Source organism: Acinetobacter lactucae, from assembly GCF_013122135.1.
Lineage (GTDB): Bacteria > Pseudomonadota > Gammaproteobacteria > Pseudomonadales > Moraxellaceae > Acinetobacter > Acinetobacter lactucae.
In genome coordinates, this window is the sequence record NZ_CP053391.1 from 3,132,570 (window position 1) to 3,146,394 (window position 13,825).

A 13,825-nucleotide genomic window follows, 5' to 3' on the forward strand; every position below is an offset into this window, starting at 1 on the left:
CTATGACTCCGAAACTAACCCGTATTCTTTTGCCTGTTCTAAATCGACAGTGACTAATTTTGATGTACCCGGTTCAGGCATGGTCACACCCAACAAATCAGTTGCCATGGTCATCGCCAGCTTATTATGTGTAATGTAAATGAATTGTACATGTTCAGAAAGTTCTTTTACCAAATTACAATATCTCTGAACATTCGCATCATCAAGTGGTGCGTCCACTTCATCTAGTACACAAAACGGTGCCGGATTTAATCTAAAAATCGCAAATACTAATGCTAACGCTGTTAAAGCCTTTTCTCCACCAGAAAGTAATGCTAGAGAACTATTTTTCTTACCCGGTGGTCTTGCCATCAGTTTAACACCAGATTGCCAGTCATCTTCAAGACTTAAACTCGCCTCTCCACCATTAAAGACCTTTGGAAACAGATTTTGCAACTCCTGATTGATCTGATCAAAAGTTGTCATAAACAGCTTACGGGTTTCTTGGTCAATGCTTTTCATCGCATCTTTTAATTGAGTTACCGTATTTTCCAAATCTTGAATCTGGTGGCTCAGCTCATCAAAACGCTGAGAAACTTCTTCAAACTCTTGCGAAGCGGCAAGGTTAACCGCTCCAATTTTTTCAAACTGTTTCTGTACTTTTTCCAGTTTTTGCTGGTGCTCGACTAAATCTATTTGTAAGCCTTTTTGGAGCTCGGCATTCAATTCTTTAAGCTGTTCTTGATAATGCTCACGATCTGACTTAGCTGCTTGCCAAGCTAACCGTTTCTCTTCAAGTTGTTCTCTGAGCTGCTCATCTTTTTGTTGATATTGATGACGCTGATCGGTCAGAGTTTGTTGCTTTTCCTGCACACTATTGAGTTCAAGCTGCCATTCATTCCAGTTCTTTTGCAACTTTTCAGTTTGAGCAAATTGTTGCTGAAACTCCGACTCAAGATTTGGTAGCTCTAACTGAATAGGATCAACAAACTTTTTCGCTTGCTCCATTTGAGCTGCAATTTGCTGATATTGGCTCTGCAAGAATGAGATATCTTTTTCAAGCAACTCAATTTGTTGAGTAGTCTGCGTGCTATTACGGCGCAAAATTTCACGTTCTTGTTGCTGATGTTGCAGGGCTTGTTGCTGTTCTTCTAGCTGCTCTGTTAACTCTTCTACCCGAAATTGTAAAGTTTTATAGTCAGGTAAAATGGTTTCTAGCTTGATTGCTAATGCATGCAAATCAATTTCAAGATCATCTTTTTGCATGGCATCTTCTTCAAGCTGCATATCTAACTGACCAAGTTGATCTTTCAATTGTTGTTTTTGCAATAAAAATGCTTGTGCTGCGGTTTGCTGTTTAGCAATTTGTACATCAAGCTGTTGTAAGTCTTTTTGTTTTTGTTTCACAACTTGCTGTTTGTGCTGCACATCAGCCTGTAACTGCCCTAACTCATCCTTTTGCTGTACTACAATTTGATCTAATGCTTGTAATTCAAGTTGCTGCTTTTCAAGAGCCTGTTCAATTTTATCTAAACGAATACGATGGCTCAGCATACCTTGTGCACTTTGACTTTCGTCATCATACATAAGGGCGATCACCCAATCCTGCCCAACATGATAACCATCTAAAGTCAAAATAGACTGACCATGTTGCAGTTGCTTTTGCTCATTTAAAGCATGAGTCAAATCTTGTGCAATGGCCACATTTGAAAATATTGATAGTTGTGGCGACGCAATCCACTCATTTAAACAAGGCAAACTATTTTTAAATTTACTTGTGTACTCGGAAGGTTTTAACTGGCGAGCAATTCCTTCCTGAAAGGCTTGTTCAGTTTCAACAATATGCGCCTGCAACCATTTTGCTAAAAACTTCTCAACAATCTGCGCATGCGGTTTACCTTGCTCACTTAACTGTAGAGCCTGCATTAAACGTAACGCATCTTGATGCTGCTTTGGGCTTTGCTTTGCAACAAGCTGGCTTAGGTTTTTCTGCTCTGATAATAGAACTTGGATTTCTGTTTTCAGGGTTTGTTGTTGATTTTTACTCGACTGATGTTGCTGTTGAGATTGCTCTAAACTTAGCAATTGTTGCTCAATTTCAATTTCAAGCACCGAAATTTCACGACAAAGCTGCTGTTGTAGCTGTTCAAGCTCGCCCTGTTCATCTTCATGAACATGCGATTGAATCTGACTTGCTTGATGTTGCAACGTTTCTTTTTGCTGCTCAATTCTTAAAACATTTTTGCCTAACTGCTCAATTTGAGCTGACATTTGCATTTTTTGTTGCTGTTGTTTTTCAACCTGAGCTTTTACTTGTTCAAACTGTTGTTGTGCTTGTTTTTGCTGGGATTGTAAATCAGCAAAGTTTTGTTCAGCTTCGGCTGCTGTATGCTCAATTGCAGTTAAGGCTTCAGTTTGTTCATCTAACTGATTATTCAAAGTTTCAAGTTGCAATTCAGAAAGCTGTAAACGTTCTTTAGTTTGGAATTTTTGCTGTTCTAACTGAACGAGAGTGGTACTATTTTGCTGGTATAAACTCTGTTTTTGTTCCAGAGTCATTTTCAGTTCAGACAGTTTTTTCTCAGCTTGCCGCCATTCGTGTTGTAGTGGTGAAGATTGCTGAATGAGTCGCTGAAATAAAGCACTAGTTGCTTCTAAATCATGTTCAATTGTACTTAGCTCTGAACGAACCAATTTAAAGGTTTCACCCAGTTCATTCATTTGAACTGTATATTCTTCTTGTAGGCGTACACTTTTATCTGCCTGAAAAGACAAAATTTCAATTTTCAGCGTACGAATCTGGCTTTCTAACGTTTTATATTGAACTGCCGCTTCTGACTGGCGTTTAAGCGTTTTAAGCTGCGATTTTAACTCAAGCGCAATATCTTCTAAACGTGAAAGGTTTTGCTCTGTATGTTCAAGATGTTGCAATGTTTCGCGTCGACGCGCTTGATAGCGTGAAACACCTGCTGCTTCTTCAATAAACACACGCATTTCTTCGGGCTTGGCGTCAACCAAACGGTTAATCATGCCTTGTTCAATCACCGCATAAGAACGTGGCCCTAAGCCTGTTCCCAAGAAAATATCGGTAATATCACGACGGCGGCAACGTGTACCATTTAAGAAATATTCGGATTTACCTTCGCGAGTCACCTGACGGCGAACGGCTAACTCATTATACGCATTATAAGATCCGCCCAACTTTCCATAAGTATTATCAAAGCGTAGCTCAACACTGGCCACACCAACGGGCTTGCGTTTGGAAGTTCCTGTAAAAATAACATCTTGCATGCTACCACCACGAAGCTGACGGGCATTTGATTCCCCCATCACCCAGCGGATCGCATCGATTACATTGGATTTGCCACAACCGTTTGGACCAACCACTGCTGTGCGGTTCGCCTTAAAATTTAAGGTTGTACTATCTGCAAAAGATTTAAAGCCTGAAAGTTTTAAACTGCTTAAACGCATAATGCCCTAACTAGCGGCGTGAGCGTCTTGCCCAAGCCAATTCAATCTGTTTCATTCGTGTCAGCGATTCCAACACAAGGTTACGTAAGTGTCGACAAAAATCTTCCATAAATAAAGCGGCTTGTTGTGATTTTCGGATTAAAATTGCATCAGTCACGAGTTTAAATAATGCAAATGCTTCTTGTAGTTCCCGCTTAGAGGTATTTAAGGTCAAAAAATAACTACGACGTAATGAAGGCAATAGCTCTTTATAAAACTTCATTAGATAAGGATTCCCGACCATATCTTGCTGTTCAGCTAAATATTGGAAGACTCCATCATAAAATTTTTCGATATCACCTGCTTTAACATGCTCAAGAAGTTGCTCTAATAGCAACTGTAATTGATCTGCTTCATGCGCACGCCATGTTTCGCTCATGCGTTGTACAATATGCCCCAATAACATCATATTTGTATCAAACAACGCTTTAACTTGTTGTGCAGACATTTCTGAGACAATTGCCCCACGGCGCGGAAATATCTCAATTAAATGAGTACGCTCTAATAGTAACAATGCTTCACGAACTGATCCTCGGCTGACGTCAAGTTCTTTGGCAATACGCAGCTCTTGAATACGTTCGCCTTCAACTAGTTCACCACTAATGATCTGTTCGCTAATATATTTGACAATTTGCTCAGAAAGACTTTCTGTCTCTTCGAGATTCATAAATCACCCGCTACTTTTTATATGCATTAATCCATGCTTTTCTTTCGCATCCTCGTTTTTAACTGATCCCATCGATTAAAAACTATGTCATTGTCTGACAATTTCATTGCATTTTAAGCCAACTCATTTAAAAACAACACCAAAATCAGATGAATAAAAGCCTAGAACATTCTTATATTTTATGAATAAAAAAAGCTCGAACTCCTAAAAATTCAAGCTTTTACATAATCTTCTTACTAAATTTAAGATTTTAGTCTCTAGTGCATAATGCCTTTATAAATAAAATAACTGCCTACCACCACTAACAGGCAAGCAAAACATTTTTTTAACATCTGCGGCGACAAGGCATGAGCAACCTTTGCTCCAAACTTCGCTGTGACAAAACTCATGATACTAATACCAATAAATGCATAGATGTGTACATAACCAATCGTGTTAGGCACTGAGATTTGTTCTTTCGCACCAAACCACATAAATCCAATCGCTCCTGCAACTGCAATCGGTAAACCGCAAGCGGCAGAAGTCGCAACTGCTTTTTGCATGACCACGCCATGACGATTTAAATATGGCACGGTTAAGCTTCCTCCCCCAATTCCAAAAATTGCAGAGGCAATGCCAATACCGCCACCCGCCATAAATTGCATGGGTGTTGAAGGAAGCTGACGTGTTGGGTCAATAACGACATGTGCCCCTTTAAACATCCGATAGGCCATCACAACCGCAAAAACTCCAATAAGAAGTTGCAAATGCTGACCAGACATCAAGTCGGCAATACCCGCTCCTAAAAATGAACCTAATACTAACCCTGGCGCTAAATTACGAAAAACGGGCCAGAGTACCGCACCCTTTTTATGATGAGCCGAGACTGAACTAAAAGATGTCACAATAATGGTTGCAAGCGATGTTCCGACTGCAATATGCATGATTACAGCTGGGTCATAATTTAACTGGGTAAAAACGACATAGAGGATTGGTACAATAATTAGTCCACCACCAACTCCAAACAATCCGGCAGTAAAACCAGCAATTGCGCCAATGAGTAAATATATGATTAACTCCATAAATGTTTTACCACTCTGCTCATATTCAACATGGATTTAGAGACTCGCCAACTACAACAACTTTTAAGCGCAAAAAACCAGCTTCCAGAAGTGGTTTTATTAAAAGCAACCACAACTTCGACCAATGATGATATTCGTGAAATTGCCCAAAAAGGCATTACAACAGGCTTGGTTTGCAGTGCTCAACAAACTCAAGGGCGAGGCCAACATCAACGGCAATGGATTTCACCTGAAGGAAACATTTATTTAAGCACATTGGTGCAAACTCGAACACCCTTAGATGGTCGCTTAGCACTTGAAGTTGCTCTGAATATTTTGCAAATCCCCCAGTTACAAGCTCTTAATCTGCAAGTGAAATGGCCAAACGATTTATATAGTGCTCAGGGTAAATGGGGTGGAATTTTAGTCGAACCGCTTTCCCAGCATCAAGCTATTGTGGGCGTAGGCATTAATTTAAAAACACCACCAGTGACTGATAGTGATCAGCCAATTACCTCTTTAGAGGATTTAGGTCTAGAGCAAATGGGTCGTCTTGAGTTAATTTCAGAGCTTTATGTTGCTATTCAAAATGCTGCTCGCTGGTTTGATCATGGCTGCTACAATTTAGCGGGACGTTTTAACCATCATGCGGCATGGATTAATCAGCTAGTTCAGTTTGAACATAGTCAGGGACTGGTACATGGTCGTTTTGTTGGAATCTCCAATGAAGGTGCAGTAATTCTTGAAACTCCTGAACCTCAACAGTTTTATCAAGGTCGCTTAAGACCGCAAGTGAATCAATAAACAGGTGTTCTTCCATGAAAAGTTTATGGCTTGATATCGGGAACACCCGTTTAAAGTATTGGATTACTGAAAATCAGCAAACTATTGAACATGCAGCTGAGCTGCACTTACAATCACCTGCCGATTTACTACTTGGATTAATTCAACACTTTAAGCATCAAGGTCTGCATCGAATTGGAATTTCATCGGTACTCGATACCGAAAACAACCAACGTATTCAGCAGATTTTAAAATGGCTTGAAATTCCAGTAGTCTTTGCCAAAGTTCACTCTGAATATGCAGGTTTACACTGTGGTTATGAAGTACCCAGTCAGCTCGGTATAGACCGTTGGTTACAAGTCTTAGCCGTAGCTCAAACTGATGAAAACTATTGCATTATTGGTTGCGGGACAGCGCTCACGATTGATCTAACGCAAGGTAAACAGCATTTAGGAGGCTACATTCTTCCTAATTTATATTTGCAGCGAGATGCTCTGATTCAAAATACAAAGGGCATTAAAATTCCAGACTCAGCTTTCGATAATCTAAATCCCGGCAATAACACAGTTGATGCAGTACACCACGGTATTTTATTGGGCCTTATTAGTACCATCGAAAATATTATGCAGCAATCTCCTAAAAAGCTGCTGCTGACTGGTGGCGATGCAACACTATTTGCCAAGTTCTTACAAAAATATGATCCTGTTGTGGAAACAGATCTTTTGCTCAAAGGATTACAGCAATATATTGCTCATTATCCTAAAGACTAAAATACAGAACAAAATAAAAGGCGCTATATGCGCCTTTTATTTTATGGATTTATTTCTTTTGGTCATTGTTACCAAAGAGTGGTCCCATTCCGCCACCGCCGCCGCCAAATTGCTTTTGCATATTGCCTAATGAACGCATCATTTTGCTCATACCAGATGGATTCGCAAACTTCTTCATCATTTTGGCCATTTGCGCTTGTTGCTTAATAAGTTTGTTCACTTCAGCAACATCCATACCGCAACCTGCCGCAATACGTTTTTTACGACTTGGGTTCATTAAGTCCGGATTACGGCGCTCTTTAACAGTCATTGACTGGATAATAGCTTCCATCTTCTTGACTTGTTTTTCAGGGTTCGCTTGCTCAATCGCTTGCTGAATTCCTGCACCACTCATGCCAGGCAACTTATCTAAGAAGCCCATCATGCCGCCCATTTTTTTCATTTGCTCAAATTGCATCAGCATATCTTCAAAGTTGAAGCTACCACCTTTTTGCAATTTTTTCGCCATTTTTTCGGCTTTTTCTTTGTCGATTTTACGTTCAACTTCTTCGACTAAAGAAAGTACGTCACCCATGCCCAAAATACGTTGAGCAACACGGTCCGGATGGAATGGTTCTAAAGCGTCAAGCTTCTCACCCATACCCAAGAACTTGATTGGCTTACCAGTAATGGCACGCACAGAAAGCGCTGCACCACCACGTGCATCACCATCAGTTTTAGTAAGAATCACACCTGTAAGTGCCAAAGCATCATTGAATGCTTTTGCTGTATTTGCAGCATCCTGACCTGTCATGGCATCAACCACAAACAGGGTTTCAGTCGGCTTAACTGCTGCATGCAATTCTTTAATTTCGTCCATCATATCTTCATCGACATGGAGACGACCTGCCGTATCGACAATCAATACATCAGCAAATTGGATTTTTGCCTGTTCAATTGCACGATTAACAATATCAATTGGCTTTTCAGAAGGATCTGAAGGAATAAAGCCTGCGCCAACTTCATTTGAAACAGTTTCTAACTGTTTAATTGCTGCTGGACGGTAAACGTCGGCAGAAACAGTCATTACTTTTTTCTTTTGACGTTCTTTTAAGAAACGTGCCAACTTGGCAGCAGTTGTTGTTTTACCTGCACCTTGTAAACCAGCAAGCAATACTACAACAGGAGGTTTCGCACTTAAATCTAGTGTTTCATTCGCCTCACCCATCATCTTGGTGAGTTCGTCATAAACAATTTTTACAAATGCCTGGCCTGGTGATAACTGAGTCATCACTTCTTGGCCCAATGCCTCTTCCTTAACTTTCGCGATAAATTCACGAGTTACAGGTAACGCGACATCGGCTTCAAGAAGTGCCATACGTACTTCACGTAAGGTATCTTTAATATTGTCTTCGGTCAGCTGCCCTGAGCCAGTAACATTTCTTAAACTCTGTGTGAGTCGTTCTGTTAAGGTATCAAACATTGCAAAATCCGCTTAAAATGGCTAGTTGCAAAAAAATCTTTCTCGAAATAGAAAATTTATGCATAGAATGCTATAGGATACTTTAGTTCGCAGCGAATTTATATCTTATATAGATGAATTAATCCTGAAAAAGGTTTGACATGATTAGCCTCCCCTTGGTTTACACAATTTTGGCACTCATCGCATATACCACTTCTTTCTGGTATCTGTTTATTCGTTTAATGTCAAAACGTGAACCAAACCCATGGTTATTTGCTTTTGTTGCTCTCTTGGCATTAGCACTGCACGGTACAGTTTTGTGCGATGCTATGCTTACGCCAGCAGGAATTAACTACGATGTATTTAACCTGATGTCTTTCACATCGGGGCTTATGCTACTGTTAAGCTTAATTTTTAGTACTTTCCGCCCAATTCTGCCGTTAAATTTATTAGGCATACCTGTCGCAGCTATTGGTCTTATTTTAGGTTTTGCCTTTAGCCGACCAGATCAATTTATTGAGCAGCATTCTCTAGGACTTGATACTCATATCATTCTTTCGCTTTCTGCCTATGCTGTTTTATTAATGGCAACCATACATGCGATCTTAATATGGTTTCAAAACCGTGAACTCAAAAAGAAACAAAAAAAACGTTTCTGGGTCAACTTACTTCCGCCAATTCAGGCGATGGAATCTTTATTATTTGATCTGATTATTACTGGTTTCATTCTATTAACAATTGCGCTTGCATTTGGTTTTTTAACTATTGATAGCTTCTTTGCTCAACATCTCGCTCATAAAACCGTATTTAGTATTATTTCTTGGTTTATCTATGGCTCACTATTGATCGGCCATTACAAACTAGGATGGCGAGGTCAAAAAGCGATTCGCTTTACCTTGATCGGTTTTGTGCTTTTGGCGATTGGCTTTATTGGTAGTAAATTTGTGCTTGAGATGATCTTGGGTCGCTAGATAAATTAAAATTTAATCGATACTAGACAGCGTTATACATATCCCGTATAACGCTGTTTTCGTTTTATTCAGGTGACACAGACTGTGAAACTCATACTCGCTCCAATGGAAGGTTTAACTGACCCGATCATGCGGGATACACTCACATCTGTTGGTGATTTCGACTGGTGTGTGACCGAGTTTATTCGCGTTACAGACAGTATTTTGCCAGACCATATTTACTATAGTTTTTGCCCAGAATTAAAAAATGACGGTAAAACAGCCGCTGGTACGCCTGTTCATGTTCAGTTCTTGGGTAACAATCCAGATATGCTGGCAGCCAATGCGGCAAAAGTTGTAGAGCTTGGTGCACCTGCAATCGACCTTAATTTCGGTTGTCCCGCAAAAACTGTTAATCGACATCGCGGTGGTTCAGTACTTCTTGATGAACCGGATGTTGTACATCTATTGATTAAGGCAGTCCGAGATGCAGTACCTGCGCACATCCCTGTTTCAGCAAAAATGCGCTTAGGTTATCTCGATGAAAACCATACGATGGAAAATGCCCACGCTGTTGAAGATGCGGGTGCAAGCTGGTTAACCGTACACGCTCGAACTAAAGCAGATGGCTATACGCCACCCGCTTATTGGGAAAAAATTCTACCGATTAAAGAAGCTTTAAAAATTAATGTCATTGCTAACGGTGAAATCTGGACCAATGCTGATGCTAGAGCCTGTCAGCAACAATCTGGCTGTGAAGACTTAATGATTGGCCGTGGTGCGGTGACGACTCCTGATTTAACACAATGCATTCGTGAAAATATGAATGAGGCATTATTCAGTTGGGAACAGCTCGTTGACTTACAAATTCGCTTTTTAAACGGTCAAGCAAAAACAGAAATTGGGATGGTAGGTCGTTATAAGCAATGGTTAGGTATGATGACCAAAGCCTATCCACAAGCGAAAGAATTATGGGATCAAGTGAAACGGATTAAAGCTTTAGATGAAATTGTGCAACAATTAGAACACACCAGATCAGACAATATTTAACTTGGTATAGCCATAAAAAAGAGGGCGATTGTTTTCACAACCGCCCTCTTTCGTATTTCAGGTTAAGCTATTATTCTTTTTTAAAAGCCGCTTACTTTCATTTTAAAGTCAGTTACAGAAACACCAGTGACACCAAAACTCCCCATAGAGCCATTAGGTAAATTATTAAACGTTGTTGTATTTTGTGTACCCATATTTCCTAAAGTGACATTGTTAAGTGAAGCATGAAATTTACTAGATGCGCCTGTATTGCCAAAAGTTAATCCAGTTGAATCAACCCCTGCATAAAAACCATCTAACACAAAACCCGTTGAAGTATTTGTTCCTGCAAATTTAAATCCAAATGTAGCACCTGTATTATCGGACACCAAAGTAATTGGACAGCCAGAGGCAGCAGAACAAATAGACTGAATTGCCCCACCAAATTTAACCATGACGGACTGGGCAGCATGACCAAGTTGAATATTTAAACGGGGTTTATTGGTTGATACAAAGTTAATATCCAGATTTCCACTAGAACGAATGATTTCTTTTACACCCGTATTTACTGTCGTTCCCGAACTAAAAATTGATTTGGGTGCATAGCTCGTTAATGCGTAATCGGATGGGCTAGATAAAGATGCACTTGGAGCTAAATAAACTGAGAAAGGTAAAAGTCGAATACCGTTTACATCATTCCCCATAGATATAGCTAAATTTAAAAACGGATTTCCACCACCAGCATCGGCATCCATTGCAATATTAAAAGAAGGATTACCCGATACAGCAGCTTTAATAAATTCTATGCCAGGAACTGGATTAGTAGAGTTTCCCGCAATGACAAAACCAGCTTTACTGTTATAAGAGGTTGAAGCAATACCGTTAGTATCAATGAGTGCGACTTGATTAAATTTAACGCTATCGGCCTGAATGCCTAAGGTTAAGCCATTTTGACCCGTCGCTGCTGCAAGGCTTTGATCATCCAAAGGCTGCATTGCAAAAACACTTGAACTACTGGCAAGTAGCAGCCAGAACCCTATATTTTTATTCTTCATGTCGCTCTAATCCTTAAGAGACAAACGCTTATTATTTGTTCAGACTATCAGAATAATATTCAAGTACAAAGCAATTATCTCTATAACCCGACGAATGCAAATCCAATCACACTAAAATAAAATTTATATAAAAAAGCAGCGATTAACGCTGCTTTCTTTAATTAGTTAAAAGCCCCATTTCTAGGCACAATACTAAAGCTACTATTTAAACGTCCACCAGTAATTGCAAGCTCACCTAAACGCGCTCCAGCTCCTGTTGAAGGTGGATAAAAATTAATATCTTTAACACGTAATGCGCCGTCAATACTCTTATCAGGGTTAAAATAAACCGCCGTATTTACCCCAACTTTACCTAAACCGCTTGTTGTATCTTTACCCACAACCAAAGCAGTATTAAACGCTAGCTTTCCGGTAATATTATCAAAGCCAATTGCAGAACCATCAATCGGATCACTAATTTGAACTGTATTTCCAGTTGCTGTCGCCGGCATTGTGAAATCGCCGAGTACAGTTAAAGCACTACCATCTGCAATAGAACTATTTGGAACGATCGATAAGTTAAGATCACCACCTAAACGTAGTTTTAAACCAAATAAAACATCATTATTTTTGGCAAAATTATCGATAGGTGAAGTACATGAACCTGTCGCTGGACAAGTTTTATATTTAGCACCTGGTAAATAGCCAGCTGCAATTTCTGTTGATAAAGCAAGCAGCATCTCTTTTAAACTAACATTGAGGCTGCCATTTTCTAAACCAATAGTTCCATTGCCTTTGAGGAACATGTCGATATTACGTAAGCCCATGTAATAATCAGTAGGACTACCGCCATTATTAGCATTTGGAGAACCATCAATTAATAAAATTGAGGTTGTTTTGGTCCCAGTCGCATCACGTCCAGTAGTTCCGGCAGCAATCCCAAAACCTAAACGCGAAGTCGTTCCAGATGTAGCCACAACATTTCGAACAGGCTTACCATTTGCATCTTTTGTATAATAATAAGCACTATTTGCTGGTGCATCTAAACCATATACAGCAGCGTTAGCATTTAAATTATAAAAAGGTAATGCTAAGCCCCACTGGTTATTTGCACCATTGTCTGCAAACTGATTGGCAGGAGCGACATTCGCACTTGTCGTAAAACGACCGCGTCTTGAAAATGCCTGAAACTCTGCTCCACGCATCGCAAGAATTAAGCTAAACGGATTAGTGACCGTATCACGGTGAATATTATGCTGATAATCAGCAGCTGTTGTTAAAGTACCCGATCCTAAACGAATTGCATTTAAAGTCGCGTTATTTGGCATTAATAACGTTTTTGTATCAGCGAGATTTAGATAAATATTTCCGCTGTCGAAATAACCGCGCGTAGCAGAGTTAAGACCTGTTAAATTACCAAATTCGAAACCATAAGCATTCAGACCCGCTCCACCAATTTCTAACGTAGTTGCTTTACCATCTGAACCTAGCATTGAGTCATTATCTTTAGTGAACTCACCTTTCATACGAAAGGCAATTCCAGAATTACCTAAAATACTATTACTTGAACTGGTGCCCGAAGCAGTATTTGCCGTACCTAATATTGTTGTATCTGACGTACCATCCATACCACGGACTTGTAAATAACTATTTACCATACGTCCGCTAGCACCTAAACGAATCAAACCTTTCGCATTTTGTGGACTATTGGTGGCATCTAAAGCATAAGGATTAGTTTTATCAACATTGGAACTTAACATGACCTCAATGTTCAGGCCCGAATTGGTTACTTTTCCACTACTGTCTACATATGTGCCTGCTGTTAAACCAGAAGCTGAATCTGCTACACGGTTAAAATCAACATATCCATAGGTATTATTCGGGGTTTGACCTACACTAGCGACGTTAGTTCCAGTATTTGTCTGTAAAACTAGGCCACGAGTTGGGTCAATTAACATCGCCCCTTTACCGACAAAATTAAAGTTAAAATTTCTTAAAATTAATTGATTTAACTGGCTGCGCGCATCGACTTGCCCTAAATAAATATTGGCATTATTAATTCCGAGCGTCATGCTTGACTGACTATTTGCATTAAATAGACCGTCTTGGGTGGTAAGTGCCAAATTTAGTGGAGAAGTTGTTTGAATAGCCAACTGCCCCATAGTCGGTGAGCAAGTAGCAGAGTTATTACATACCTTAAAACTATTCACAGTAATAAGTGATGGACTGCTTTGCATAGAAAAGTCGAGTCCAGTTTTACCCGTAGTTGGATTGCTCCCTACATCTAACCGATAATTTGTGCTTAAAGGCTGACTAGATGCATTACTTTTTTGAACTTTTATGCCACCGGCTTGCGCCCTTAAAACCTGATCAGCACTGCTAGATGTACCCGCATGGTCATCCCAGTAAGCATTATCAATATTGATTTCATTGAACGTCGTTTGGATCGAAATTCCATCTTGTCCATTAACAGCACTCAAATCAGCATCTGTTAAAGCTTCTAAAGCAAAAACGTGTCCGCTCACTAACAACATGCTGGTTGTTAATGCATTTAAAATAAACTTTGAGCTGTGATTTTCTTTATTTTTTCTCATCACTTCAGTTCCTTTGAAATCTACATTA

The 13,825-nt window shown here is 39.7% G+C and carries 10 protein-coding genes; 4 read left to right on the plus strand and 6 right to left on the minus strand.

Annotated elements, in window-relative coordinates:
• The 3 genes from smc to HLV59_RS14700 form a co-directional block, all read right to left on the minus strand.
• Complete coding sequence (smc, locus tag HLV59_RS14690) at positions 1-3,450, minus strand: chromosome segregation protein SMC (RefSeq protein ID WP_171430262.1); 3,450 nt, start codon at positions 3,448-3,450, stop codon at positions 1-3.
• A gap of 10 nt (positions 3,451-3,460) precedes the next feature.
• Complete coding sequence (locus HLV59_RS14695; protein ID WP_016144478.1) at positions 3,461-4,156, minus strand: GntR family transcriptional regulator; 696 nt, start codon at positions 4,154-4,156, stop codon at positions 3,461-3,463.
• A gap of 257 nt (positions 4,157-4,413) precedes the next feature.
• Complete coding sequence (locus HLV59_RS14700) at positions 4,414-5,217, minus strand: sulfite exporter TauE/SafE family protein (RefSeq protein ID WP_171430263.1); 804 nt, start codon at positions 5,215-5,217, stop codon at positions 4,414-4,416.
• Positions 5,218-5,247: 30 nt separating this feature from the next.
• On the opposite strand from HLV59_RS14700, the gene HLV59_RS14705 reads away from it, so the two are divergent.
• Complete coding sequence (locus HLV59_RS14705; protein WP_171430264.1) at positions 5,248-6,000, plus strand: biotin--[acetyl-CoA-carboxylase] ligase; 753 nt, start codon at positions 5,248-5,250, stop codon at positions 5,998-6,000.
• Between the two features lie 14 nt (positions 6,001-6,014).
• Positions 6,015-6,749 carry a pantothenate kinase gene (locus HLV59_RS14710; protein ID WP_171430265.1) on the plus strand — a complete coding sequence of 245 codons (735 nt, stop codon included), beginning with the start codon at positions 6,015-6,017 and terminating at the stop codon, positions 6,747-6,749.
• 49 nt (positions 6,750-6,798) lie between these two features.
• Here HLV59_RS14710 and ffh read toward each other — a convergent pair whose 3' ends face one another.
• Complete coding sequence (ffh, locus tag HLV59_RS14715; RefSeq protein ID WP_016142064.1) at positions 6,799-8,211, minus strand: signal recognition particle protein; 1,413 nt, start codon at positions 8,209-8,211, stop codon at positions 6,799-6,801.
• A gap of 140 nt (positions 8,212-8,351) precedes the next feature.
• On the opposite strand from ffh, the gene HLV59_RS14720 reads away from it, so the two are divergent.
• Together HLV59_RS14720 and HLV59_RS14725 are read left to right on the plus strand one after the other, a co-directional pair.
• Positions 8,352-9,161 (plus strand): cytochrome C assembly family protein, encoded by an 810-nt coding sequence (locus HLV59_RS14720; RefSeq protein ID WP_061874482.1) that lies wholly within the window; start codon positions 8,352-8,354, stop codon positions 9,159-9,161.
• Positions 9,162-9,245: 84 nt separating this feature from the next.
• Positions 9,246-10,190: a tRNA dihydrouridine synthase gene (locus HLV59_RS14725; RefSeq protein ID WP_062848725.1), complete on the plus strand. Its 945-nt coding sequence runs from the start codon at positions 9,246-9,248 to the stop codon at positions 10,188-10,190.
• 80 nt (positions 10,191-10,270) lie between these two features.
• Here HLV59_RS14725 and HLV59_RS14730 read toward each other — a convergent pair whose 3' ends face one another.
• Together HLV59_RS14730 and HLV59_RS14735 are read right to left on the minus strand one after the other, a co-directional pair.
• Complete coding sequence (locus HLV59_RS14730; protein WP_171430266.1) at positions 10,271-11,224, minus strand: DUF6160 family protein; 954 nt, start codon at positions 11,222-11,224, stop codon at positions 10,271-10,273.
• A gap of 161 nt (positions 11,225-11,385) precedes the next feature.
• A complete protein-coding gene (locus HLV59_RS14735) occupies positions 11,386-13,797 on the minus strand; it encodes a DUF6160 family protein (protein WP_171430267.1) in 2,412 nt (803 codons plus the stop codon).
• Between the last annotated feature and the right edge of the window lie 28 nt (positions 13,798-13,825).